Source organism: Ornithinibacillus sp. 4-3 (assembly GCF_040958695.1).
Classification (GTDB): domain Bacteria; phylum Bacillota; class Bacilli; order Bacillales; family Amphibacillaceae; genus CALAMD01.
Map to the genome: position 1 here is coordinate 1,875,933 of NZ_CP162599.1, position 24,838 is coordinate 1,900,770.

General features: G+C 34.3%; 26 protein-coding genes. All 26 read right to left on the minus strand.

All coding sequences use genetic code 11. The features are described 5' to 3' along the window. Position 1: 1 nt before the first annotated feature. On the minus strand, positions 2 to 679 hold the full coding sequence (locus tag AB4Y30_RS09145; RefSeq protein ID WP_368651934.1) for a DnaD domain protein: 678 nt from the start codon (positions 677 to 679) through the stop codon (positions 2 to 4). A gap of 109 nt (positions 680 to 788) precedes the next feature. Continuing rightward, complete coding sequence (locus tag AB4Y30_RS09150) at positions 789 to 1,967, minus strand: pyridoxal phosphate-dependent aminotransferase (RefSeq protein WP_368651935.1); 1,179 nt, start codon at positions 1,965 to 1,967, stop codon at positions 789 to 791. A gap of 570 nt (positions 1,968 to 2,537) precedes the next feature. Next, positions 2,538 to 5,315, minus strand: coding sequence for an ATP-dependent DNA helicase DinG (gene dinG, locus AB4Y30_RS09155; protein ID WP_368651936.1), 2,778 nt, complete (start codon positions 5,313 to 5,315; stop codon positions 2,538 to 2,540). Positions 5,316 to 5,331: 16 nt separating this feature from the next. Then, positions 5,332 to 6,204: a pantoate--beta-alanine ligase gene (gene panC / locus AB4Y30_RS09160; protein WP_368651937.1), complete on the minus strand. Its 873-nt coding sequence runs from the start codon at positions 6,202 to 6,204 to the stop codon at positions 5,332 to 5,334. Positions 6,205 to 6,212: 8 nt separating this feature from the next. Beyond that, positions 6,213 to 7,037, minus strand: coding sequence for a 3-methyl-2-oxobutanoate hydroxymethyltransferase (gene panB / locus AB4Y30_RS09165; RefSeq protein WP_368651938.1), 825 nt, complete (start codon positions 7,035 to 7,037; stop codon positions 6,213 to 6,215). A gap of 6 nt (positions 7,038 to 7,043) precedes the next feature. After that, positions 7,044 to 8,030: a biotin--[acetyl-CoA-carboxylase] ligase gene (locus AB4Y30_RS09170; protein ID WP_368651939.1), complete on the minus strand. Its 987-nt coding sequence runs from the start codon at positions 8,028 to 8,030 to the stop codon at positions 7,044 to 7,046. After that, positions 8,006 to 9,196, minus strand: coding sequence for a CCA tRNA nucleotidyltransferase (locus tag AB4Y30_RS09175; protein ID WP_368651940.1), 1,191 nt, complete (start codon positions 9,194 to 9,196; stop codon positions 8,006 to 8,008). Before AB4Y30_RS09175 ends, AB4Y30_RS09170 begins: the two co-directional genes overlap by 25 nt. Before the next feature lie 20 nt (positions 9,197 to 9,216). Then, positions 9,217 to 10,341 carry an N-acetyl-alpha-D-glucosaminyl L-malate synthase BshA gene (gene bshA / locus AB4Y30_RS09180; protein WP_368655208.1) on the minus strand — a complete coding sequence of 375 codons (1,125 nt, stop codon included), beginning with the start codon at positions 10,339 to 10,341 and terminating at the stop codon, positions 9,217 to 9,219. Positions 10,342 to 10,368: 27 nt separating this feature from the next. Further along, a complete protein-coding gene (gene dapB / locus AB4Y30_RS09185; RefSeq protein WP_368651941.1) occupies positions 10,369 to 11,157 on the minus strand; it encodes a 4-hydroxy-tetrahydrodipicolinate reductase in 789 nt (262 codons plus the stop codon). Positions 11,158 to 11,180: 23 nt separating this feature from the next. Beyond that, the gene (locus tag AB4Y30_RS09190) at positions 11,181 to 11,558 is read right to left on the minus strand and encodes a nucleotide pyrophosphohydrolase (protein WP_368651942.1); all 378 of its coding nucleotides are present in this window, start codon (positions 11,556 to 11,558) and stop codon (positions 11,181 to 11,183) included. A gap of 240 nt (positions 11,559 to 11,798) precedes the next feature. Further along, entirely contained in the window at positions 11,799 to 11,978 is a 180-nt protein-coding gene (locus AB4Y30_RS09195; protein WP_368651943.1) for a DUF6440 family protein, read from the minus strand. A gap of 212 nt (positions 11,979 to 12,190) precedes the next feature. After that, positions 12,191 to 12,871 (minus strand): zinc metallopeptidase, encoded by a 681-nt coding sequence (locus tag AB4Y30_RS09200; protein WP_368651944.1) that lies wholly within the window; start codon positions 12,869 to 12,871, stop codon positions 12,191 to 12,193. Between the two features lie 151 nt (positions 12,872 to 13,022). Beyond that, positions 13,023 to 13,271: a sporulation protein YpjB gene (locus AB4Y30_RS09205; RefSeq protein ID WP_368651945.1), complete on the minus strand. Its 249-nt coding sequence runs from the start codon at positions 13,269 to 13,271 to the stop codon at positions 13,023 to 13,025. A gap of 76 nt (positions 13,272 to 13,347) precedes the next feature. Continuing rightward, positions 13,348 to 13,917 (minus strand): DUF1405 domain-containing protein, encoded by a 570-nt coding sequence (locus tag AB4Y30_RS09210; RefSeq protein WP_368651946.1) that lies wholly within the window; start codon positions 13,915 to 13,917, stop codon positions 13,348 to 13,350. Between the two features lie 115 nt (positions 13,918 to 14,032). Further along, positions 14,033 to 14,809, minus strand: coding sequence for a c-type cytochrome (locus AB4Y30_RS09215; protein WP_368651947.1), 777 nt, complete (start codon positions 14,807 to 14,809; stop codon positions 14,033 to 14,035). An 18-nt stretch (positions 14,810 to 14,827) separates the two neighbouring features. After that, on the minus strand, positions 14,828 to 15,502 hold the full coding sequence (gene qcrB, locus AB4Y30_RS09220; protein WP_368651948.1) for a menaquinol-cytochrome c reductase cytochrome b subunit: 675 nt from the start codon (positions 15,500 to 15,502) through the stop codon (positions 14,828 to 14,830). Positions 15,503 to 15,508: 6 nt separating this feature from the next. Continuing rightward, positions 15,509 to 16,021, minus strand: coding sequence for a ubiquinol-cytochrome c reductase iron-sulfur subunit (locus AB4Y30_RS09225; RefSeq protein ID WP_368651949.1), 513 nt, complete (start codon positions 16,019 to 16,021; stop codon positions 15,509 to 15,511). Between the two features lie 166 nt (positions 16,022 to 16,187). Next, positions 16,188 to 16,652, minus strand: a complete 465-nt coding sequence (locus tag AB4Y30_RS09230) for a DUF2487 family protein (protein WP_368651950.1) — start codon at positions 16,650 to 16,652, stop codon at positions 16,188 to 16,190. A 27-nt stretch (positions 16,653 to 16,679) separates the two neighbouring features. Beyond that, positions 16,680 to 17,228, minus strand: a complete 549-nt coding sequence (locus AB4Y30_RS09235) for a YpiB family protein (RefSeq protein ID WP_368651951.1) — start codon at positions 17,226 to 17,228, stop codon at positions 16,680 to 16,682. A 37-nt stretch (positions 17,229 to 17,265) separates the two neighbouring features. Further along, positions 17,266 to 18,519: a tetratricopeptide repeat protein gene (locus tag AB4Y30_RS09240; RefSeq protein ID WP_368651952.1), complete on the minus strand. Its 1,254-nt coding sequence runs from the start codon at positions 18,517 to 18,519 to the stop codon at positions 17,266 to 17,268. Positions 18,520 to 18,838: 319 nt separating this feature from the next. Then, positions 18,839 to 20,131, minus strand: a complete 1,293-nt coding sequence (gene aroA / locus AB4Y30_RS09245) for a 3-phosphoshikimate 1-carboxyvinyltransferase (RefSeq protein WP_368651953.1) — start codon at positions 20,129 to 20,131, stop codon at positions 18,839 to 18,841. A gap of 25 nt (positions 20,132 to 20,156) precedes the next feature. Continuing rightward, positions 20,157 to 21,257 carry a prephenate dehydrogenase gene (locus tag AB4Y30_RS09250; protein WP_368651954.1) on the minus strand — a complete coding sequence of 367 codons (1,101 nt, stop codon included), beginning with the start codon at positions 21,255 to 21,257 and terminating at the stop codon, positions 20,157 to 20,159. Between the two features lie 52 nt (positions 21,258 to 21,309). Further along, a complete protein-coding gene (aroH, locus tag AB4Y30_RS09255) occupies positions 21,310 to 21,681 on the minus strand; it encodes a chorismate mutase (RefSeq protein ID WP_368651955.1) in 372 nt (123 codons plus the stop codon). Continuing rightward, on the minus strand, positions 21,678 to 22,751 hold the full coding sequence (gene aroB, locus AB4Y30_RS09260) for a 3-dehydroquinate synthase (protein ID WP_368651956.1): 1,074 nt from the start codon (positions 22,749 to 22,751) through the stop codon (positions 21,678 to 21,680). Before aroB ends, aroH begins: the two co-directional genes overlap by 4 nt. Continuing rightward, on the minus strand, positions 22,751 to 23,917 hold the full coding sequence (gene aroC / locus AB4Y30_RS09265; RefSeq protein ID WP_368651957.1) for a chorismate synthase: 1,167 nt from the start codon (positions 23,915 to 23,917) through the stop codon (positions 22,751 to 22,753). Before aroC ends, aroB begins: the two co-directional genes overlap by 1 nt. Positions 23,918 to 24,041: 124 nt before the next feature. Continuing rightward, the gene (locus AB4Y30_RS09270; protein WP_368651958.1) at positions 24,042 to 24,818 is read right to left on the minus strand and encodes a protein-glutamate O-methyltransferase CheR; all 777 of its coding nucleotides are present in this window, start codon (positions 24,816 to 24,818) and stop codon (positions 24,042 to 24,044) included. Positions 24,819 to 24,838: the final 20 nt, after the last annotated feature.

A 24,838-nucleotide genomic window follows, 5' to 3' on the forward strand; every position in this document is an offset into this window, starting at 1 on the left:
TCTAATCCTCCCCCTCTAACCAATTATAATAAAATGATGTATCTCTTTTCTTCGTTTCAGCTACTGGATTCGTTTGCTGATTGCGAAACATTTTAGACTGCTGCCTAGCTTGTTCTACCGAACGAATTCCTTTCTTCTGCCACTCATGTAAAATACGATCAATATATTTAAAATTTAATTTCCCCATTAGGACTGCTTCACGTAATGCCGCTTTAATAAGAGGCGGGGAAATCTGATCTATATCTAACCAATTATTTATTGTCTCTATCTCAAATGGCGATAATGGTCTACCAAACTCTTGTTCAAATAATAAGAAAATCGTTCCTTCTATATTTTGCTCTTCATATTCAGGCTTGGATGTATATAGCTTTTCCCATAGTGATGCTAAACTATATGCTTCAGACAATTGACCATGCTCATTTTCAAGTTGTTCAATAGCCAATAATCCCTTTTGAATCAATTTACGTAAAATTAAAGCACATTCTTTTTCATTAAGGCTTAAGGAAGATGAAATTTCTGTAGGTGTTGGGAAATCATTTTTATTATTTATAAAACGATGTATTTGTAAAATAACCATAACATCATTTTCATTTAAGCCTATATCTTTAAAAGAAGTTAATAATTTTATTGGGACAGATAACTGATCTGTAAGTATTTGCTGTATTGAAATTTTTTCCATTTTCGTAAAACACCTCTCCCTTCATTATAGCATGAAAATATCTAATCCCTTGCTAGAATAAACAAGGGATTAGATATAGAGTTTTAGATATTTTTATGAAGTGCGCACTTTAATGATTTTCTACAAACCTTTTTATGCGCTCTGCAGCCTCTTCTAATATATCTAATGAAGTAGCATAAGATATTCTGACATGATCAGGTGAACCAAATGCTGAACCAGGTACTAACGCAACCTTTTCTTCTTCTAATAATGCCGCAGTCCACTCATCTGTCGTATTAAATTCACTTTTTCGTACAGCTTCTGTGACATTTGGTAATAAATAAAATGCTCCTTTTGGTTTACGACAAGTAATACCAGGTATATCCGTTAAAAGCTGATATAATCGTTCTAATCTTTCAGAGAATATTTGTTTCATATTATTAATTGCTGTTTCATCCATTTTATATGCCGCTATTGCTGCATATTGTGCAATTGTAGTTGGATTAGATGTTTCATGAGAAATATAATCAGTCATTGCTTTAATAATATATCTAGGACCAGCAGCATATCCAATTCTCCAGCCAGTCATTGCATGTGATTTACTTACTCCATTAATAACAATTGTTTGTTCTTTTAACAAAGGTGAGAGCTCTGCAATGGATACATGCTTGTCCTCTGTATAAATAAGTTTTTCATAAATTTCATCAGACACAATAGTAATATCATGTTTTAGACAAATATCTCCAATTTGCTGTAATTCATCTCGACTATAGACCATTCCAGTTGGATTACTTGGAGAGTTGATAATAATTGCTTTTGTCTTTTCTGTAATTGCTTGTTCTAATTGCTCAGGAATTAATTTGAAATCATTTTGTTCTAATGTATCTACAATTACAGCCTTACCACCTGCTAGCTTCACCTGCTCTGGATAGCTAACCCAATAAGGAGCTGGAATGATGACTTCATCATCTTCATCTAATAAAATTTCAAACAATGCAAATAATGCGTGCTTTGCTCCTGTAGTAACTACAATCTCATTGCTTTTATATTCTAAATGATTATCTTCTTTTAATTTCTTTGCAATGGTTTCTCTCAATTCAATAATTCCATTTGCAGAGGTGTATTTTACTAATCCGCTTTCCATCGCTTCTTTAGCTGCTTCTATTATGACTCTAGGTGTATTAAAATCAGGCTCTCCAACACCTAGACTAATAACATGGTGTCCTTGTTTTTTTAATTCTGTAGCTTTAGCCGAAATCATTAATGTTGATGATGGAGTTAATGTGTTCACTCTCTTGGATAATTTCATGGATTGTTCACCTTTCGATTTTAAATTATGATGAAATGAAATGTTTGATCATACATCAGCCAAAAAATGTCATTGATAATTTTTAATTTAATACAAAAGTTAATAAGAGTATTATGTTAAATCTTATCTATTTTAACATAATATGAATAAATCCCATACCAGATAAAACTGATGCAATTGCATCAGTTTTATCATAACCAATATGTAAGCTTTTAAGCCAAACTAAAGTATTTCTTCCGTTTATCTTAAAGTGCGTGTTCAAAAAGGTCAGTAAAAAGGACCGTCATCGGTTAAGTACGCAACGTCACGAGAGCAACACCGATACTAGCACATCGTGTCCGTCGAAAGTTCAAGGCAGCGTAGCTTAAAGTAGCGGAATGTATGGTTTTAATACATGAGCAGACGCTCTTGCACGCAGAAAAAGTGCTTTTCTTTTTCAAGGAACGGAAAAGCAAGCTAACGACTTGCGCGTGTTGTGATGACTTCGACGTTCGACACAGGACGTGTCAGAACCTAGTCGAAGTTCCTCTGTTCGATGTGTCATTTTTGTTGGACTTTTTGAACATCCTCTTAAAACCACTCTTCCGCTTTCTTCATTAAATTCGTTGTGGAATCATAGGTAATTGGTACAGTTGGTATTGATTTAATAAAAGTTTTTCCGTAACGTGATTTCATAATTCGAGCATCACAAACAAAGACAATTCCCCGATCTGTTTTCGAACGAATTAGTCGACCAAATCCTTGTTTAAAACGAATCACAGCATTTGGTAAAGAGAAATCATAGAAGGCATTCTTTCCACGCTGCGTAACATCCTCTGCTTTAGCTGCTTGAATAGGGTGTGTTGGTGGATCAAAAGGTAGTCTAGCAATAACCACACAAGACAAATCTTCTCCTGGAATATCGACACCTTCCCAAAACGAGCTTGTTCCAAGTAATATTGCTTTTTCAAAGGTCTGGAAATTTTTCTTTAATCTACTTCTGCTCCCACTCGAAATACCTTGGGCAATTAGAACATATTCATCTAAATCCAGCATCTCTTTTAACAGATAATAGGACTTTTTCAACATATCATAAGAAGTAAATAAAACAAGCATCTTTCCTTTTGTTATTTCTGCAAGGGACAGAATAGCTTCACATGTCGAAATAATATAATCTTCCAAATCAGTATGATTGATGTCTGGAAAGTCATCTGGAATAAGGAGCTGTACTTGATTTTCAAAAGAAAATGGTGAATCAATTTTTTTCATGATCAATCGATCTTCAGAAATACCTAAACGCTGTTTGATAAAAGAAAAAGAATCACTAGTTGTTAATGTTGCACTCGTTAAAACAATACTTTTCTTGCCTTCAAATAATTTCTCATTAATGACAGGAGCAATATTTTTCGGTTCTCTATACAAAAACACCGCATTTTTCGCCCCATGTGCTGCTACTTCAATCCATCTAATTTGTTCTGAGTCTTCCTTCATAATGAGCAGCTTCAATTCATCTATATAATTTACTAAAGCGTTTATCAAAGCAGTTACTTCATTTTTATCTGCCTCTTTATCAATATTACCCACAGCATCACTCATGATTTGAGAAAGCTTAGATAGAAAAAGAATCACACGATCTGTTAATTCTATAATAAATTTCCAATTCGTTTGATCTCTTTGAACAGATTGAATTCGATATTGAATTCTTCCTATATCACTAACTGCCTTATATTCTTTCTGCTCCACCACATATTGAAAGATAGAACGAAATAATTCATCTACTTCCTGTTTAGCCAATTGTAGCTGCTGCTGCCATGTTCTTGCTTGATATGTATCTTTGATGAGGTTTTCTGCCTCTATTAATTTTAGAATTGCTTTATTAAGGATAGATGATGATGCTATTTTATTAAGAATATGCTGGATTTGGATATAATCAATTTTCATCCCATAGCGCTCAGAAACGACAGACTCTAGATGATGAGCTTCATCAATAATAGCTACCTCATACTCAGGCAATAATGGGACATCTTGTATAATATCCATCGCAAATAAAGCATGATTCGTAATTACAATATGTGCTTGGTTTGCTTCTTCTCTGGCCTTTTGATAATACGAATGTTCACTCCAGGGAGATTTATGATTCTTTTCTTCTTCACTATTAATGCTTTGAAAAAATAAATACCCACTAGACGAAAGTTGAATCTCATCAATATCACCAGTAGTTGTTTCTGTTATCCATATTAATAAAATTGCTTTTGTTAAAACATGATCATAATTATCTTCCTGTTCTAACTGCAATACCTTAGCAAAGCGCTCTAAGCTAATATAATGATTTTTTCCTTTTAATAGTGCAACTTTAAAAGGAAAGGATACAAGCTTCCTTAATAATGGAATCTCTTCATCCATAATTTGCGCTTGTAATTGTGTAGTGTACGTACTAATAACTGTAGTTTTATGATTGTTTACTGCTCTGTATAATGCTGGGAGCAAGTATGCAATTGTCTTCCCTGTCCCTGTTCCTGCTTCAATTAAGGCATGTTTTTCTGATTGAAAAGCATCATAAATAGTTTCAGATAACTCTCTTTGTCCAGATCTCTCTTCAAAATGATCCATTAATGCTCCCATGGAACCATCTTTACCGATAATATCATCTAGAAAGTGACCAAAGGACGGAAGGGATAACTGATTCTGATTAGTTGACTCTTGCCATTTTTTATATGCAAGTCCTTGAAAGACCTTATATGCCGAATAATTTGCTTGATCTTTATTCTTTGTCTGCTCTTCTGCAAATAAAATAGCGTATAAATCAGATTGTAATTTCTTCTCCAGCTTTAGCAGATGGCTAATTGTTTCTACTGGCAATGATGAAATTTTATTTAATAAAATAATTAATAATTCCGCTGTTACCTTGGCATCTGATAATGCTCGATGTGGTTCATTATGGCCTAAAGAAAAATATTCTGCTAATTGTCCCAATTGAAATCCAGGTGCTTGAGGAAATAAAATTCGTGATAACTCCACAGTATCTAATACAGGATTTTTTAATTTAGATAATCCTAGATTGGCTAATTCTGTATTTAAAAATCCTAGATCAAAAAGGATATTATGGGCTACGATATAGCCTTCTTGTGTTAATTCAACAATTTCAGCAGCTATGTCTTTAAATTCAGGTGCAGACGTTACATCTGTATTCTTTATATTTGTTAGATTCGAAATGAATGGTGGTATGGATTGATTTGGATTAATTAATGTCGTATATTCTTTCACAATTCTTCTATCTTCAACGATAACAATACCAATATCAATAATCCGATCTCCAGATGAAGGAGCATGACCTGTAGTTTCCAAATCTATAATAACAAATTTATCCATAAATCCACCTTACTCTCTATACCGTAATCATCGTTACTGCATTTCCATGTTGATCTAAAATAATATTATCAATTAGTCTAGTCTTATCAAAAAACACAGCTACAGCAATAATGATTTGTCCGTTTAATTGTTCCATTGCTCTTAACTTGGGATAGCTTAATATTTCAATATAGTCAATCATCCCATTCGTTTCATTTTCAATTATTTGGCGCATTTTAGCTTTGATAGCATCCGTATTCAAAACTCCACTTTTAAAGGCTTCCTGCGCTTGTTGTAATGCACGGGAAATCCAAACCGCTTCCTTACGCTCCTCAGCAGTTAAATAGACATTGCGACTACTTTTGGCTAAGCCATCCTGCTCACGAATAGTTGGCAAGCCTATAAGGCCTACTGGAAAATTTAAATCCCTCACCAATGCTTCAATGATAGCAAATTGTTGAGCATCCTTTAGTCCAAAATAAGCTTGATGTGGTGTGACAATATGAAATAGCTTACTAACTACTGTAACTACCCCATCAAAATGATTTGGTCTAGATTTTCCACAAAGCACTTCTGCACGATTGCCTACATGCATTGTTATTTGCTGGTCATCTGGATACATTTCCTTAGCATCAGGCATAAATAAGAAATCTGCTCCAGTGTTCTTGGCAAGCTCGATATCACGTGCTTCATCCCTTGGATATTGATCAAAATCTTCATTCTCTCCAAATTGTAGTGGATTTACGAAGATGCTCACAACAACAATATCATTATCTTTCTTAGCCTGTTCTATTAAAGAAAGATGCCCTTCATGCAGATATCCCATTGTTGGTACAAAACCAATGGTATATTTTTTTCTCAAATATTGAAGTGAGTATTGAAGCTCATAGGCATATTTAATAATTTTCATATCTATCCCTACTTTGGTAATATATTCTTATTTTTTATTAAAAATGAATGATTATCTAATGGGAATTGTTCTGCTTTAACTTCCTTCACATAGTTCTGAATAGCTTCATTACCAATATCATTAAAATTTGCATATTGTTTTACAAATTTAGCTACTCGCTCAACTCCATAATTAAGTAAATCATGATAAACCAAGACTTGCCCATCACAATGAATCCCCGCACCAATTCCAATGGTTGGGATGGATATTTTTTCTGTTATTAATTGTGCCAGTTCTTTTGGCACACACTCTAATACTACAGCAATTGCACCATGTTTTGTGACAAGTTCAGCTTCTTCTAATAATCTTGTTGCTGATGATTCATCCTTTCCTTGAACACGATAACCACCGTCAACATTCACCGTTTGAGGAGTAAGCCCAAGATGAGCAACTACAGGAATACCAGCTTCTGTTAAACGTTGAATGACCTTCAGCACTGTTTCTGAAGCGCCTTCTACCTTCAATGCTTGAGCATTTGTTTCTTGAAAGATCTTTTGCGCATTTACTAGAGTTTCTTCTACAGAAACATGGTAAGACATAAATGGCATATCTACTACAGTAAATGTATTTGATGCACCACGCTTTACAGCTTTTCCGTGATGGATCATATCTGTGATTGTTACTTGTACAGTTGTAGGATAGCCTAATACCACCATACCTAATGAGTCACCAACAAGAATCATGGACGCTTCTGCTTCCTCCACCATTTTAGCAGAAGGATAATCATAAGCTGTAACCATCGTAATTTTCTCACCATTCTGCTTCATCTTTTGAAAATCATTTCTTGTTAACATGAATATTTAATCCTCCTTAAACCATTCAATTTCTGCTGAATAAACACGCTTAATATCTTCATCTTCTGTTTGCATTAACAATGCACCATCTTCAGCTATTCCTAAGAAGAGTGCTTGGAACCGCTGATTTTGCATATTAAGCCACACTCGCTCTCCCATTTTATAACCATAGCTTTCCCATTTATTTTTCACCTTACTAAAACCTTCATGGATAAAAGCTTCATATTCTTTTTCAAACATGGCTAATAGATTTTGTGCTATCTTACGAATATCGCATATTTTATTTGATTCAATTTGAATAGAAGAAGCTCTATGCTGAAGCTCAGCTGGTATATCTTCTATTTCTTGATTTACATTAAGTCCAATACCAATGACTACATAATGAATTTGATCCTGTTCTGCATGCATTTCTGTTAAAATACCAGCTATTTTCTTCCCATTAATCAAAACATCATTTGGCCATTTAATTTGCGGCTGTAGATTGGTCATTTTTTTAATAGCATCTGCAATAACAGTAGCAGAAAGTAATGTTAGCTGTGGAGCTTCATAAGGATAGATGCTTGGTCTTAAAATCATACTTAGCCATATACCTTTTCCAGCCTTTGAATACCAAGCTCTATTCATTCGCCCTTTTCCTTTAGTTTGCTCATTAGCAATGATAATTGTCCCATGCTCAGCACCCTTTTTAGCTAGTTCATGGGCAATATCCTGAGTAGAGCTAACTATAGGCTTATGAATCAATGTTTTAGCAAGCCAATTAGTTTCTAATCCACGCCTTAATGTATATTCATTCATTTCATTTGGATAGTTTAAAATACGATATCCTACTTTTGGTTTTGCTTCAATAACATATCCTTCTGTCTCTAAAGCCTTCATATGCTTCCAAATAGCACTGCGAGAGATTTGAAGCTGTTCTGATAGCGCTTGTCCAGATATGTAGTCTTCTCTACTTACAGCTAATAATTGTATTAATTTTGCTCGGGTGGATTGCATAATATCCATTCCTTTATTTTATTATTTTTATTAGGTAGGCGAGAAAAAACAACCTCATATTCAATGCGCTGAAGTAATTCTTTAATCCAAGGACCTCTGCTTAAATTTGGAAATAAAGTCATTATTTCTCTCCCATTAACCTCTAACTCTCTTGCTGAAGCAATTGGCAATTGGGATCGTAGTTGTTGCATTTGTTCCTGTGTTATTTCATAGGTTGGGATTAACTGATGAGCTAGTCGAACAAAGCTAGCATCCATTGCTTCAGGTAATTGATACACTAACCATGGATTTAATCCTGTTTGTTGTAAATTGTTGTATGCTTGGATAAAAATATTTATTTGTTGTTTTGTTTTATTTGAGCAATTCCAAGCTTTTAACCATCGCCGCACAGCTATATTTTCATTCGAAAAATGCATATATGTAATAAACGCTGCAAAAGAATCAAACTTAGAAATATTTGAAGGAATTTCTTCAAATATTTCCGGATATTGATTAAAAATAGGTAAATATTGGTAAACTTTTGAATCCTTTAAATAAGTAAGTGATCTTTGAAAAAAAGCTCCAGTAATAATCTTCTCCCATTCACTACTTACTCTTTCGATTGCAACAGATTCCAATGACGCTCGTAACTCATTCATATATTCTAATGTAGCCTTTTCTATCCTAAATCCTAGTTGACTAACAAATCTTACCGCTCGCAATATACGAAGTGGATCTTCCAGAAAACGGCCCTTTTCATCAGCTACTACCCGAATGAGTTGCTGATGGATATCCGCTCGGCCACCCCATATATCAATAATTTCACCAGAGCGATTCATTGCTAAGGCATTCATTGTAAAATCACGTAATCGTAGATCTTCTGCAATATCTTTTTGTTTATTATTAGCTGTTATTTGCTTATTTAAATAATGTTTATAGGTGGTTACCTCATAGGACTTCTGCTCATGGCGAACAATAACTGTACCGTGAGCAATACCAACTGGAATCACCTGCGGGAAAATATTTTGAATCTGTTCAGGGAATGCTGAAGTGACAATATCAATATCATGAATCGGTCGATTTAATAAAAAATCCCTTACACACCCACCTACAAAAAAAGCTTCATGCTCATGTTCTTCTAGTCGCTGTAATATTGAATTTGCTTGTAAAAAGGCTTTCGTTTGCAAGGGAAATCACCAATTTTCTATTATTTCTTTAAGACTTCATCATATAAATCAATATATTGTTGAACAATGATTTTAGAATGAAATTCATTTTTAGCACGCTTTAATGCATTTTCTGTGATGTTTTGATATAGATCCTTATCTTTAAATAACTCAATGGCATACTTAGCAGCCTGCTTCGTGTCTCCTAATTCAACAATAAAGCCTGTTTCCTTATGATTAATCACCTCAGGTATTCCACCGGTATTTGTACCGATACATGCCACATTACAAGACATTGCTTCCAGTATTACTAAACCAAAGCTTTCCTGCTCTGATAAAAGAAGCTTTACATCTGCAATGGAAAGTAATTCACTGATATTCTTCTGTTTTCCTAGAAATAGTACATGTTCCTCTATTCCTAATCGATGTACAAGCTCAGATGCAGATGAAGATTCTGGACCATCGCCAACTAATAATAATTTAGCATCTGCTTCTTCCAAAATATGTTTAAAAGTATAAATAATATCGGTAATTCGCTTTACTCTTCGGAAATTTGAGATATGAATAACTACTTTTTCATCTGGTTTAATTTGATAACATTCTCTTAATGAAGGCATATCTTTCTTATAATATTCCTTCTCGTTTACAAAATTATAAATAACAGAAATATCACATTTTACACCAAGTCTACTTTTCGTTACCTTAACTAAATCATGAGATACTGCAGTAACAGCATCTGATTTTTCAATACCATATTTGATCATGTTTTTAAATGTAGAATCATAGCCAAGTACAGTGATATCTGTACCATGTAATGTAGTAATAATTTTCACCTTATGCTCTGCAATTTCTTTCGCTAGAATAGCAGAAATCGCATGTGGCATAGCATAATGGACGTGTAAAATGTCTAATTTTTCACGATCAATTACTTCTGCCATTTTAGCCGCTAATGCTAAATCATAGGGACGATACTGAAAAACTGGATAATGTGTAATTTCTACTTCATGAAAAAAGATATTAGGATATTGAGAATTTAAGCGAAAAGGTAAACTGGATGTTATAAAGTGAATTTCATGTCCTTGTTCAGCTAATAGCATTCCTAACTCTGTAGCAATGATTCCTGAGCCACCGACAGTAGGATAGCAAGTAATACCAATCTTTTTCATCATTTCGCTTTCCCCCCAACAACTGTTCTATAGTTCTATTAAATTTTCTAATCCATAAATAAGCTGATCTAATTTCATTACTTGTAAAACAGAATAATGAATTCCATCCATAAATGATAAACGATTTAATGAATCATGCTTAATGGACAGAGTTTGACCAGCTCCTCCAAAGATAACCTCCTGATGTGCAACAAGTCCTGGAAGTCTGACACTATGAATTCGGATGCCGTCCATATCTCCTCCACGTGAGCCACTTACTGTTTCTATCTCATTTGGATGGCCTTGTTTTTTGGATTCGCGATTTTCTTGGATTAATTGTGCTGTTTTAACTCCAGTTCCTGAAGGTGCATCCATTTTCTGATCATGATGCTTTTCAATAATTTCAACATCTGGGAAAAATTTTGCTGCCATTTTAGAAAACTGCATCATCAAAATAGCTCCAATTGCAAAATTTGGTGCAATAATACAGCCAGTATGATGGGTTTCTGCCATTTCACTTAACTCATTAATTTGTTCTGTTGAAAATCCAGAAGTACCAACAACAGCACGAATTTTATGGTTTAAAGCTGTTTTCGTATGATGAAAACCAGCTTCGGGATTCGTTAAATCGATGAATACATCTGCTTCAACAGAATCAAAGCAAGTATCTGCATCATCAAAAATTGGGATAGATAAATTATTTTTCTGCAATGCTTCTCCAGCGTTTTTTCGATCGATGCATGCAACTAATGCAAATTTCGGTTCCTTTAATATCATTTCAATTGCTTCTGTTCCCATTTTACCACGTGGCCCAGCCAAAACGATTTTTATCGTCATCGTATACTCCTCCTCAAAATGCGTTATTCTTTTTTCGTCCAACGATTTTCATCACGTACTTCAAATTTTCGCATGGATTGTTCAAATGCCTCATCAAGCTTAAAATCTAAGGAATTAGCAAAACATGCTAAAACAAAAATAATATCTCCAACCTCTTCCTCTATGCTTCCTGCTTTTTCAGAAGATTTTTTTGGTTTTTCTCCATGGAAATGACTGATTTCTCTTGCAAGCTCTCCAGTTTCTTCTGTCAGTCGAGCCATCAAGCTTAACGGAGAAAAGTATCCCTCTTTAAATTGTGAAATATATGCGTCAACTCGTGATTGAATTTCTTCTGTAGTATATGATTGTTTATTAATTTTTAAAAACCCCTTTTTGAAAGAACTTCTTTTACTATTATCCATTCTAATGTTAACCGAAATAACAGTTAATTGCCAAATATTTATTCTTTTATCTATTATTAGTTTCTAAAAACTGAAAGATAAACATTTGCTATATGATTATAAAGTGAAATTTTATAAAATGGGAGAGTTTCTTTACCTCATAAAACCTATGAAAAAAGGCTAATAGAAGGCTTAGAGAGAGATAAAATCCGTTTTCTAGGAGCATAAATAAAAAGCACCTCAGTATGAGAGGCTTAATCATTACTGTTTATATTCTTCATCAATCAAAGGCTTCCCTTGCGAATCAACCAAAACAGTTAACCCACCTGCATAACCAACTAAATGATGCATATAAAGAATCCCTGTCTCATTATGACGTATAACTTTGAATTGTTCTAGTTTGCCTTGTTTGTCAATAATCTCAAAACGTTTTTCACTCATTTAAAATCTCCCTCCTTGTCCTTCATCATACGATAAAAAAGGATAATTGAACCAAACTAAAAGCATAAGCACTGGTTCAATCAATTGGCTATCGTTAGTATAAGTTACTAACTTAGTGTTCTAGATTTTCTCAATGCTTGTTGCGAAGGACTTCCATAAAAAAAGAAGCTATCGCCTTCATAGCGATAACTTCTATATTGGATGCAATGAATTTAATCATTACTATTTAAAAAGATTAAAATAAATCTCACGAGCTCTGCTACAGCTACTAATGCAGCAGCTACATAGGTTAAAGCAGCAGCATTTAATACTTTCTTTGTATCCCGTTCTTCATCATTACGGATAATACCTGAAGCGATTACTTGATCCATCGCCCGTGAGGAAGCATTAAACTCGACTGGTAAAGTAACAAGTTGGAACAACACTGCAGCTGCCATGAAGATAATACCTAATAATAATAAATTGGTCATACTAAAAATAAGCCCTGCAAAAATAAGGAAAAAGGAAATATTTGATCCAAAGCTTGCTACAGGAACTAATGCTGATCTAAATTTAAGAAATGCATATCCTTCTGCATCCTGTAATGCATGGCCAACTTCATGTGCTGCTATTGCTGTAGCTGCTTTAGAGTGACCACGATAATTCCCTTGAGAAAGACGAACTACTTTCTTTCTTGGGTCATAATGATCTGTCAAAACTCCTTTTGTTTCCTCAATCGTAACATCATATAATCCATTATCATCTAAAATTTTTCGTGCAACTTGAGCCCCGGTCATATAGGATGAAGTCGCTACTTTAGAATATTTATTATAGGTTCCTTTCACTTTTGCTTGCGCCCAAAGTGGAATAATCATTAACAATGCAAAGTATATTAGTAAAGTTCCTAATGACATAAACAATTCCCCCATATTTTTTTAAATTGACATTATTTGTGAATATAAAATTCCGCATAGAAGAAAGCAAATTCCATATTACTAAGGCACTTCTCCACACACTGTCAAATTTTTATCTATAAGTCAATTTTAGTCAAATTTCGATGATACGTCAACTATTTGACTTATCATTAGTTTGTTTCTTTTTCATACTTTTATACTTTTTATAGCTTACATAAGCTAGCGTTGTGGCAATACAGCCACCTACTATACTGACAATCCATAGAAAGGATTTTATTTCAATAGTAACTGTAACATTTGCTTCTTTAGCAGCAATCTCTGGAGCAAAAAAGATCATACTAAATAATGCTATGAGGATGATTAGAAGGTATCTGAACATGCTTTTTCTTATCAATTCCACTGTCATCACCTCATCGTTAAAGACTTACTACAGGTTATGCAAGGAAAAGAAAAACAATGCCTGTAAAAAAGTTTAATCACTTCTTCTTCGGTATTGTTATTTTATAAGCAATGAAAATAGTTAAGATACTTAACCAGAAGGTAAAATAGCCAATCTCTTGCATATAGGTTGTCAAATCAGAATAAATTGGCATCATTTCAAATACATAATCAATAATGTCATTATGCAGAATCCATAGGGATGCAACAACAAGATGGCGCATTTTAATCTTGTAATAAGGAGCATAAATTAATCCTTGAATAGCCATAGCTCCATGTGAAGCAATTAACATATATCCTTGTGGACTTAGTTCTCCATTTAATATAAGAGTTAGCAGGTTCATCACAACTGCCCAAATTCCATATTTAAATAATGATGTAAGTGCCAAAGCTTCTATATATGGGGTGTTTTTATTAAATAAGAAGAACAATAAAAATATCGTAAAAAATAAACTTGCTGTAGGACTATCTGGAACAAACGGCAAAAAATGCAAAGGAGTAATTGCTAATTGACTCTTATACCAAATATAACCATAAATCGTTCCAAACAAATTGATAAGAAATAACACAAAAATAAATCGTTTGTCGATAAATAAATATTTTAACATAATTGACATACCTCTATTTTAAATGAAATAGGTAAAGTAAAGTACAATTTTCGTCTTTGTAAGAAAAAAACACCTTCACCAATTGTGTTGGCAAAGGTGTTTCTACAATTATTAATTACTCATTTGCTTCATTTACAGATAAGATAAAGTTTACTAGTTGTTCTAGTTCTTCATCTGTACCTTGGAACATGTCTGCTGGCATACCACCAATACCATTTACAGCAATATCAGCAATTTCTTCAGCAGTGTGCTCCGTACCCATTAAGGCTGGTCCAGCACCTGTACCTTCCAATTCTCCACCATGACAGCCTATACAGCTATTTTCATAAACAGCATATCCAGGATCACTTGTGTCGATTTCAACACTTGATGGTGGAATTGGTTTGTTAGATTCAGCACGCTGTTCCCAGTCAACAGCAGCAGCAGACTCATAAGTTAACCAGCTAACTGCAGCTAAAGCAAGTAACATCATTCCAATTGCAACAGGACGTTTAGGAGGTCTTCTACCTGGTCCATTATCTAAGAAAGGAGCAATTAGTAAACCACCAAATGCTAAACCAGGGATAACAAGAATACCTAAAATAACATAAGGTCCACTTGCAAATTGATATTTTAGTAATTCATATAAAAATAAGAAATACCAGTCTGGTAACGGAATATACCCTTGAGTTGTTGGATCTGCTACACCCTCTAAAGGCGATGGATGAGCAAGTACTAAACTTAGGAATCCAATTAAGAATACTGAACCTACTAACCACTCTTTAAGTAGGAAGTTTGGCCAAAATGCTTCAGTTCTACCAGGGTACTCCGAATAGTCCTTAGGAATTTGTGATGTGCGTTCTGCGGAGATACGTGAATCTCCGACAAACTGCATTCCCTTACCTCTTTTCACGGCTTAACCTCCTTTATTTTATAGTGGTCCAGCAATACCTTGTCTACGGATCAAGATAAAGTGTACTGCTAGTAATGCAAATAATGCTGCTGGTAAGAAGAACACGTGAATCGCAAAGAATCGTGTCAATGTTTCAGCACCAACAATTGTTGGGTCACCAGCTAATAATGTTTTTAATTGTGCACCAATAAATGGTACCTGTTCTGCAATCTCAAGACCTACTTGAGTAGCAAAATATGCTTTGTTGTCCCATGGCAATAAGTAACCTGTGAAACCTAAACCTAACATAATGAAGAAGATTAATACTCCAACCATCCAGTTTAGCTCACGAGGTTTTTTATAAGCACCTTGGAAAAATACACGCATTGTATGTAGTAATAACATTACAATTAGAACACTCGCACCCCAGTGGTGCATACCTCTAACAATCTGTCCATGAGCTATTTCGGTCTGTAAATAGTATACAGACTTCCAAGCATTCTCAATATCCGGTACGTAATACATTGTTAAAAACATACCAGATAAAATTTGAATTACTAATACGAAGAACGTAAGACCACCAAAACAGTATACAAACGCTGAGAAGTGATGTGCAGGGTTTACATGTTCTGGTACTTCATGATCTGCAATATCCCGCCAAATAGGCGTAATATCAATTCGTTCATCGATCCAATCATAAATTTTCTGTAACATTGGTTATTACGCCTCCCCTCTTGGTTTTGGTTCACCTAGAAATAAAATTCCATTTTCTACAGCTTGCTCATATTCATCTAATGGACTTAATGGTGGTGTTCCAGGAACATTTGTACCATCTTTGTAATAGCGTCCATCATGACATGGGCAGAAATACTCGTTTGGATGATCTGAGCTGCCTTCCCAAGTTACAAAACATCCAAGGTGTTTACATATCGGGGAATGCGCTACTATTTCGTCGTTTTCATTTTTATATACCCATGCTACTCGGGTTGTTTTTGAATTGTACCAACCATCCTCTAGCTCAACTACCCACTCAACACGTTGTGGATCTGCAGTAATTTCGTCTACAGAAATTCCAACATTCGCTAAATCTCCAGCAGCAGAAGATTTTAATACCGGATCAATAGCCATTCTAAGCATAGGTACCATCATACCTGCAGCCATAAATCCACCTACACCAGTTAGTGTATAGTTAAGAAATTGTCGTCGGGAAACTTGTTGTTTCTTTTCGCTCACGATTTTCCCCTCCCCTCTTATACTTTAATCACGGACATATAAATTTATAAACAGATTACTAGGACAACTTAATGATAGCTCAATCTTTTATTTCGGTCAATCATAATCCCATTGTTGAATAAAAGTTTTCTAAATATGAATATTTCATGACGTTTTTTGAATGATTTTACCAATAAGAACGAATTAATTCGCTTACTTGATTTACTTGATCACGAATAACCATTGCCATTTCAGGTGAATGAATATCTCCTGTTGTCATTCCTGGTAACCAAATAAGATGTCCATCTAGTGCTTGTTCATGCTTCTTCCAAGCAGCATCAAAAGTAATAATAAAACAATGATTAAATGGCTGTGATTTAGCATGTTGAATCCAATTATTAATTCTTTCAATATCCGTATCTTTCTCCTGATCGTTACTTGCAATATACGTGTAGTTTGGAGTAAGCAAAATTCGACCAGTTAATTCTTTTTCTAATTCGTTTGTAAAAATAGTTAAAACCTCGGTTTGAAAAGCATGCTTGGCCATATTATTGCTATCCGTTAACTGAAACGGACTTAATGGAATAAGCAAGGAATCAATATACTCTTTTGCTCCTATATATTGACTCATATCTTTCTGAATCCATCTCATGTTTTTGCCCTTCTTTCATTCCATGATTTAATGATTCATTTGCTCCTTTAATTGTTGAAGCTTTGCAGTTAGGTAATTAAATTTTGATTTATCCAGTTCATCTAGTGCCTGATCAATTTCTACTTCTAAGTTTTTGATCTGTTGCTCATACTTCATATATTTAAGTAAAGCATCTACTTGTTGTGTATCTTGTTGATAATACTTCACATTTGGATTTTCAGTTAGAACACCTGCATAGTATGGACAACTCATGGCATTTGGATAATGAAATTGTATAAATAAAGGTAATTGCTTCTGCATGCGTATATCGTGAAATGCTTTATCTGTGCTGGAAGTATAAATATGATATTTGAAAAAAACAAAGGCTTTGTTGTCAGTTTCTTCACTACTAATAATCATACCGCGAGAATAATCTTCAATGTCCTCACGCACAAAATGAACGAGAGATAAAAGTTCTTCGTCCTTACAAAGATATTTTAAAATCCATTCACTTTCATGATTTTTCAATTGATGTGTATCTAAAAACCATTGGATATAATCTCGTTTATCTTGGGTAGATATGAGTGATTGCATCATTTTGATAATCCAGCTTCCTTCCTTGTTCAAAATAAATTTATATCTCACTTAATCTTTGCACATATTCTTTCATTTCTTCATCTGACGGTTCTAGTTGTAAATATTTAGTAAAAGCAATATTTGCTTCTGTTAATTTTCCTTGTTCTGCTAAAAAATATCCATATTCTTTTAAAAATATCGGATCTTCTTCTAGTAGCATATAAGCATCTTCATACTGTTCTGCCGCTTTTTCTATAAAATCTTCCTCATAGTAAGCTCTAGCTAATTCCCAGCTATAAAGCGGATCACTTGTATCTCCTGCTTGAATTTGCTCTAATAAATCGATAATTTCTGTATACTGCTCATCTTCTTTTAAAAGCTCTACCAAAAACAAAATTGCTTCCTGGTAATCTGGATCTAATTCAATTGCTTTTTTAACATAATGCATACTTGCTTCAAAGTCTTTTAATTTATTAGCTAATACACCCGCAAAATATTGTAATTCCTTATGATGTTCGTCAAATTCAATGCCTTTCTGACATACTTCATAAGCATTTTCAATTAATCCTTCTGCATCATAGGCAGTTGCTAATTCATAGTATACAGAATGATAATACGGATCGATATCTAATAATTTTCCCCAAACTTTTATGGCGATATCCTTACGATCTGCATAGAAAGCAGTTAATCCATGTTTAAATAATTCATTTGGATTATTGGACTTTACCTTTTGGTAGAATTCTAACGCTTTTTCATATTCTCCTGATGCTGCATTAGCTTCAGCTAAACGAGAGATAATTGATATATTAGCAATTTCCTTATGTTGTTTAAAAACTTTTTCATAATAAGTGATTGCCCGTTTAAATTCACCTGTAGAAAAGAAAAATTCCCCTAAAGCAAAGTCAATAATACTTTCTTTAGGCTGAAGTTTCTTTGCCATCATAAGCTTCATTTCTGCAACTTCAAATAATCCTTCAGCTTGATAAAGATCAGCTAGCTGCAAAAGTGCTTGAACATAAGCAGGATCCTCTTCATGAATATTATTTAATATATTAATCGCAGCTTTATCATCCTCTAATTCAACATAATTCTGCGCCAGCATTATTTTCAATTCGCTTTCATCTGGGTATTTATCAATTAGTTCTTGTAATGCCTCATTAGCTTCTGCCAAGAATCCCCATTGCATATACACTTCACAAATTGCGAATTTCTCATCATCTGATGCCGACAGATAATATTGCTGTAATATATTCATTGCTTGATCACTTTGATTATTTTCAAGAAGCTGAATCGCATGTAGAATGGTTTCCAAATAATATCGTCCTTTCTAGGAATCCGGTTCTGGAAAAAGAATAGAATCTACAACTAGGCAGATTCTGTTTTGTTCTAGAGTAAAAAAGTATTAAAAATTGCGCAAAGTAATGCTTATTCAAAGATAGCGCTGTCTAGCGGAGCGCCAAAGAACGGAAACGCAATCTCTAGGTTTTTCGACGTATAGGGCGTACTACGACGTACAGGATGTACTAATGCGGATGTTGCTCGCGTAACGTGGCGTACTTAATCCGTATCCCCTATGCGTTGCGATAAGATATCGCGTTTTTAGTCTGTAAGGGCACTCTTTGCTTTTCTTATTAAGATTGGGTTAATTGATGTAAATCCTCTAAGAAATTTGGATAGGAAACAGAAATAGAGCTATCATCATCTAAAATTACTTCTTCCTTTGCAATCAATGATGCGATTGCTCCCATCATTGCAATACGATGATCACTATAGGATTTTACTTTACCGCCAGATAAGTTTGTATTGCCATGAATGATCATACCATCTTCTAATGGTTCAATTTTAGCTCCTAACGTTGTTAGAACATCGACAGTAGCTTCAATACGATCTGTTTCTTTTACCCTTAATTCTTCTGCATCAGTAATGACAGTTTTTCCATCAGCTTGTGTAGCTAATAATGCAATAATTGGAATTTCATCGATTAACCTAGGGATTATTTTACCATTTATTTCTATGCCACGTAAATGACTATGTTTAACTGTTATATCACCGAAGTGTTCTCCACCAATCATTTGTTCATTAGAAATAGTGATGTTTCCTCCCATTTGTTGTAAAACATCAATAATACCTGTTCGTGTTTCATTTAAACCAACATTTTTAATTGTTAATGTACTATTAGGGACGATTGCTGCGGCCACAATAAAGAAAGCTGCAGAAGATATATCACCAGGCACATGTACATTTGTTCCAGTTAGCTTCTGTTTTCCTTGAATAGAAATTTCTAGTCCATCCACATGAACCTCAGCTCCAAAAGCTGTTAACATTCTTTCTGTATGATCTCTTGATGTATCTATTTCAGTTACCTTAGTTACACCATCTGCAAGTAACCCTGCGATTAAAATTGCTGATTTCACCTGTGCGCTCTTCACAGGTAATATATAATCTATGCCTTTTAACTGCCGTCCTCGAATTCCTAAAGGAAGTAAGCTACCTTCTCCTCTTCCATCGATAGAGGCACCCATTTCTTTTAATGGAATAATCACTCTATCCATTGGGCGTATGGTTAAATGTGGGTCACCATGAATGACAGTATAAAAAGGCAAACTTGCTAGAAGTCCTAACATTAATCTAGCTGCGGTACCTGAATTGCCGAAATAAACTGGTACTGTTGGTTCTTTAAAAGAATCAATACCTTTTCCATAAATTGTAATTGATGATTCCTGATGTTCTATTGCAACACCTAAGGAACGAAATGCTTCTAAAGTATGTAAACAATCATCACTTTGAAGGAAATTAGTAATCTTAGTTGTACCTGTTGCCATGGAACCAAACATAATGGCGCGATGTGAAATCGATTTATCTCCGGGTACTTCCATTTCTCCAGAAAGACCTTTTGTGCTTGGTTGAAATTTTACTTCTGTCATATAGAACCACTCCATTTTTAAAGAATCATTCACTATATTGAACATCATAGCCTTGACTACGTAAAACATCATAGGCACGAAGCTGAGATTTCTTTGAAGATACAGATAAGCGAAGTGCACCAAAGATATCGTCACGAATTTCCAAAATGCGAATGTTAGTAAGACTGATTTGATTATCAGCAAGCAATTGAGCAACAGATGCAATTGCTCCTGGTTGGTCTTTTACATCGACATATAAATCAAAGTAAGACGGAAGTGCTCCACGTTTCGTATTATTTAATCCATCACGATAGCTTTTGGCTTGATGTAAATAGGTCGTCATTTTATCCTTATCATTCTGCTCCAAAACATTCTTTAATGTCTGCATTTCAACAATCCACTCATCTAAAAGCTGAGTCATTTTAGAACCATTGTGATAGAAAATATCTTGCCACATTTCTGGATTACTTGACGCAATTCTTGTAATATCTCTAAATCCACCTGCAGCTAATTCCGGTAGATATGCATGTGTTTCTTGCCATCTTCTTGCCTGATGCACTAATGAAGCGGCTATTAAATGCGGAAAATGTGATACTACACTTGTCATTTCATCATGTTCTTGTGGATTTAAAACGACAAAATGACTTTTGGTCTCTTTTAAAACCTCTTTTAGTGTATCAACATGTTTTTCCGAGCATGCTGTCGTCGGTGTTAAAATATACATCGCATTCTCAAAAAGATGCTCCTTCGCTGCTCGAATACCGTTTTTATGAGAACCAGCCATCGGATGACCGCCGATAAAAGAAATGTTCTTGTTTGATAAATGCTGAGCAGTATCAATAATAGAACCTTTAACAGAAGAAACATCTGTTACGATGACATGATGATCAAATTCAATTGCATTTAATTGTTCCATTAACCCAATTGTTTTTGAAATAGGTGCAGCAAGAAAAATAATATCTGCATGTGTAGCAGCCTCTGTAAATGTAGGATATGATTCCTGAATAATATTATTTTCACGAGCAAACTTAATTGTGTCTTCATTTGTGTCATAACCAATAATGGTATGTTGATTGGCTTTACCGATTGCTTTAGCTATTGAACCACCAATTAGTCCAAGACCAGCAATTAAAATTTTATATTTCATGAGATACCTCTTTATTTGTTTAATTCTTGTTTATTTAAAACCTCTTACTTCTTTATTCTTCCTCTTCCACTAGATCAGGACGCAAGCGAATCGCTTCTTTTTGAAAAATATGTTGGATATCTTGCTGACTTTTAGCTGTATTTACTACCATCATGATTCGGATGCATTTTTCTAAACTATTTGGTACATCGATTTCACGCATACACATGACAGGAACATATTTCCAACCAGGAAATTCGCGAATTGATTTTGCAGGGAAGACAGCATCTATATCACTTGTTACAGAAACAAAAACATGTGAAACAGATGCAGGTATAATATTATTTTTTTCAATCATTTCTTGAAGTAAAGCTTTCGTGTTTTCTAAAATTTCATTTGCTTCATTATTTACAACAGTTGTCGCTCCACGAACACCACGTGTCATTTATCCATCAACTCACTTATAAATTTTTTTAAAAAGCAGTGCAATTTCTCATCATCTATTTCAACAACAACAAGCTGTCCAATGGCTTTCATTAAAACCATTTGAATTTTATGATTAACTACTTTTTTATCTAATTTCATGATATGGATTAATTTTTCAATATCTAAGCTTGGTAATTGCAAAGGATATTCATTTTCTATCAGCCATTGCTTAAACTCCTCATATGGCAATGTCACATCAAATGTCTCTTCACTAACACTCATAGCGAAAAGTGTCCCTATTGCAACCGCTTCTCCATGTGTAATGACACCATATCCTAATTCTGCTTCCAATGCATGTGCTAGTGTATGACCTAGATTTAAGAATTTTCGAATTCCCGCTTCTTTTTCATCAGATTCTACAATTTCAGCTTTTACACGAATCCCTTTTTTCAAATGATCAATAAGTACTTGATTGGATAAATCAGCAAGATTAGTTGCTAGAATTTCCTCAAAGAAATAGGCATTAGAGATAAGTGCTTCTTTTACTAATTCTGCATATCCTGAACGAATTTCACTAGGACTTAATGAATTCAATGTTTCTACATCATAAATTACAGCCACTGGTGGATAGAAACTACCAATTAGATTTTTTCCTAATTCATGATTGATTGCAACTTTACCACCTACACTACTATCATGCGCTAAAATGGTTGTTGGTACTTGAATATAATCAATTCCTCGAAGGAAAGTAGCAGCTACAAATCCAGCAAGATCACCTACTACCCCTCCGCCTAATGCTATAATCAAAGATTTTCTATCTAACTTATGTTTTAATGCTTCAGTTTGCAATTTATAATAGGTTTCAAAGCTTTTAGATTGCTCACCAGAAGGAATAATGACAGAGTACACCTGATCGTCAGAAAAATTGCTTAAAATATCATCTAAATATAATTTAGCAACTTGATCATCTGTTACTACCATAATTGATGAGTAATCCTTCGTCACATATTTTTTAATCTGAAAACGAATATTTTCTGCTACAATAATTTGATAGGAATGTGATGAAGATTGAACAATGATATTATCCATTAAAACACCCTTGCCGCTTCCCGAAATTCTTCAATCGCTTTTTTCAATTGTGGGAATGAATCACTTGTGAATTGGTTTGTTAATGCTTTAGCTAATTCAAATGCTACAACATGCTCCATCACTACCGCTGCTGCTGGAACTGCACAAGAATCAGAGCGTTCAATACTTGCATTGAAAGGTTCTTTCGTTTCAATGTCAACACTTTGTAAAGGTTTATATAGTGTTGGAATCGGCTTCATAACTCCTTTTACTACAATTGGCATACCTGTAGTCATTCCACCTTCAAAACCACCTAAACGGTTTGATTTACGGTAGTATCCCTCTTCCTCACTCCAAGCAATTTCATCATGAACTTCGCTACCGTTTTTACGAGCGGCTTCAAACCCAATACCAAATTCGACACCTTTAAAGGCATTAATACTAAGTACACTTCCACCAATAATTCCATCTAATTTACGATCATAGTGAACATAAGAACCAACTCCTGGTGGCATACCTTCTACATAAACCTCACAAACGCCCCCAATAGAGTCTCCATCTGCTTTTGCTTTATCAATAGCATCCATCATTTGTTGTTCTACATTCTTATCTAATGTTCTCACTGGAGAAGCTTCTGATATTTCCAAACGCTCTTTAGCAGAAAGTCCCGTAATTTCTTCTGCTTTAATCCCAGCAATTTCTTTCACATATCCAGATACTTCAATCCCTAACTGACGAAGTAGAATTTTTGCAACAGCTCCTGCTGCAACACGTACAGTCGTTTCACGTGCTGAAGAACGCTCAAGAACATTACGCATATCACGATGCCCATACTTTAATGCTCCGTTTAAATCTGCATGTCCTGGACGCGCTCTTGTTACAACACGACGAATGTTTGCATCCTCATCGACAGGATCTTCTCCCATAATTTTAGTCCAATGCTTAAAATCATCATTTTTTACAACTAATGAAATTGGAGAACCAAGTGTATAACCATGTCTTACTCCACTCATAATTTCTACAAGGTCTTTTTCTATTTGCATACGTCTACCACGACCATAGCCTTTTTGACGGCGAAGTAGCGAATCATTGATGTCTTCTTGATTGATTGGCATTCTAGCTGGTATACCTTCAATTATTGTAGTAAGTTGCTTACCATGGGATTCTCCTGCTGTTAAATATCTCATGCAACCTTCCCCCTTATTTTCTATTAATTAAAATTTAATATATCATATATTGAATGTTGATAATATTGTTTTCCTTATTTTCTATGTATTTATCTAAGTTTTACACATTTATTTATTTTCAAATCTATCTCGTTTTTTCGTAAAAAAAGGAATCAAAAATAGAAAAATTAAATTGCGCAGGGTTAAAGATCTGTTCTGTACTCCCCACAAATAATATTCCATTCTTACGTAACGCATTAGCAAAATTCCTATACACTTGCTTTTTAGCTTCATCCGTAAAATAAATTAATACATTACGACATACAATTAAATCCATATTACGAGGATAATGATCTGCTAATAAATTATGTTGTTTAAAAGTAATATTGCGCTTTAAGATAGAATCAATATGAAATAGTCCATGTTTTTCTATAAAAAACTCTCTTTTTAACTCTGAAGGTAAATCATTTAAAGCAGATTCTTGATATATGCCTTGTTTAGCCTTACGCAGCACGATATCATCTAAATCTGTTGCGATAATCTCAAAAGTGATCTCAGGAAAGTATTTGGTTAATAGTATGGCTAAACTATAAGGCTCTTCTCCTGTAGAACAGGCAGCACTCCAAATCGTAAGCTTTTTCCTATCCGTCATCAAGTAAGGTAATACTTTATGTTGAAGTGTTTCCCATCGTTTAGGATTGCGATAAAATTCCGATACATTAATTGTAATACGATCTGTAAATTCTTTTAATAATTTCACATCTTTATTTAATGCTTGGAAATAACTATCGTAATTCTGAAAACCCCTTTTTATCCGTAATGCATCTAAGCGTCTTTTCATTTGAGATTCTTTGTATAAATTTAAATTAATCCCAATTTTTGTATGTATTTGTTGGGTAAATTGTTTATAGTCATTGGTCATTACCCTATCCCCCCACTCAG

Excerpts from the sequence above, each read along its gene's own strand:
- aroB (WP_368651956.1), bottom strand. The coding sequence starts at position 22,751 with ATGGATAATATCATTGTTCAATCTTCATCACATTCCTATCAAATTATT.
- AB4Y30_RS09190 (WP_368651942.1), bottom strand. The coding sequence starts at position 11,558 with ATGGATAATAGTAAAAGAAGTTCTTTCAAAAAGGGGTTTTTAAAAATT.
- bshA (WP_368655208.1), bottom strand. The coding sequence starts at position 10,341 with ATGAAAAAGATTGGTATTACTTGCTATCCTACTGTCGGTGGCTCAGGA.
- aroA (WP_368651953.1), bottom strand. The coding sequence starts at position 20,131 with ATGACAGAAGTAAAATTTCAACCAAGCACAAAAGGTCTTTCTGGAGAA.
- panB (WP_368651938.1), bottom strand. The coding sequence starts at position 7,037 with ATGTTAACAAGAAATGATTTTCAAAAGATGAAGCAGAATGGTGAGAAA.
- AB4Y30_RS09200 (WP_368651944.1), bottom strand. The coding sequence starts at position 12,871 with ATGTCATTAGGAACTTTACTAATATACTTTGCATTGTTAATGATTATT.
- AB4Y30_RS09170 (WP_368651939.1), bottom strand. The coding sequence starts at position 8,030 with ATGCAATCCACCCGAGCAAAATTAATACAATTATTAGCTGTAAGTAGA.
- dapB (WP_368651941.1), bottom strand. The coding sequence starts at position 11,157 with ATGACGATAAAAATCGTTTTGGCTGGGCCACGTGGTAAAATGGGAACA.
- AB4Y30_RS09150 (WP_368651935.1), bottom strand. The coding sequence starts at position 1,967 with ATGAAATTATCCAAGAGAGTGAACACATTAACTCCATCATCAACATTA.
- qcrB (WP_368651948.1), bottom strand. The coding sequence starts at position 15,502 with ATGTTACAGAAAATTTATGATTGGATCGATGAACGAATTGATATTACG.
- AB4Y30_RS09195 (WP_368651943.1), bottom strand. The coding sequence starts at position 11,978 with ATGAGTGAAAAACGTTTTGAGATTATTGACAAACAAGGCAAACTAGAA.
- panC (WP_368651937.1), bottom strand. The coding sequence starts at position 6,204 with ATGAAAATTATTAAATATGCCTATGAGCTTCAATACTCACTTCAATAT.
- AB4Y30_RS09230 (WP_368651950.1), bottom strand. The coding sequence starts at position 16,652 with ATGAGATGGATTCAGAAAGATATGAGTCAATATATAGGAGCAAAAGAG.
- AB4Y30_RS09235 (WP_368651951.1), bottom strand. The coding sequence starts at position 17,228 with ATGATGCAATCACTCATATCTACCCAAGATAAACGAGATTATATCCAA.
- AB4Y30_RS09210 (WP_368651946.1), bottom strand. The coding sequence starts at position 13,917 with ATGTTAAAATATTTATTTATCGACAAACGATTTATTTTTGTGTTATTT.
- AB4Y30_RS09250 (WP_368651954.1), bottom strand. The coding sequence starts at position 21,257 with ATGAAATATAAAATTTTAATTGCTGGTCTTGGACTAATTGGTGGTTCA.
- aroC (WP_368651957.1), bottom strand. The coding sequence starts at position 23,917 with ATGAGATATTTAACAGCAGGAGAATCCCATGGTAAGCAACTTACTACA.
- AB4Y30_RS09270 (WP_368651958.1), bottom strand. The coding sequence starts at position 24,818 with ATGACCAATGACTATAAACAATTTACCCAACAAATACATACAAAAATT.
- AB4Y30_RS09145 (WP_368651934.1), bottom strand. The coding sequence starts at position 679 with ATGGAAAAAATTTCAATACAGCAAATACTTACAGATCAGTTATCTGTC.
- dinG (WP_368651936.1), bottom strand. The coding sequence starts at position 5,315 with ATGGATAAATTTGTTATTATAGATTTGGAAACTACAGGTCATGCTCCT.
- aroH (WP_368651955.1), bottom strand. The coding sequence starts at position 21,681 with ATGACACGTGGTGTTCGTGGAGCGACAACTGTTGTAAATAATGAAGCA.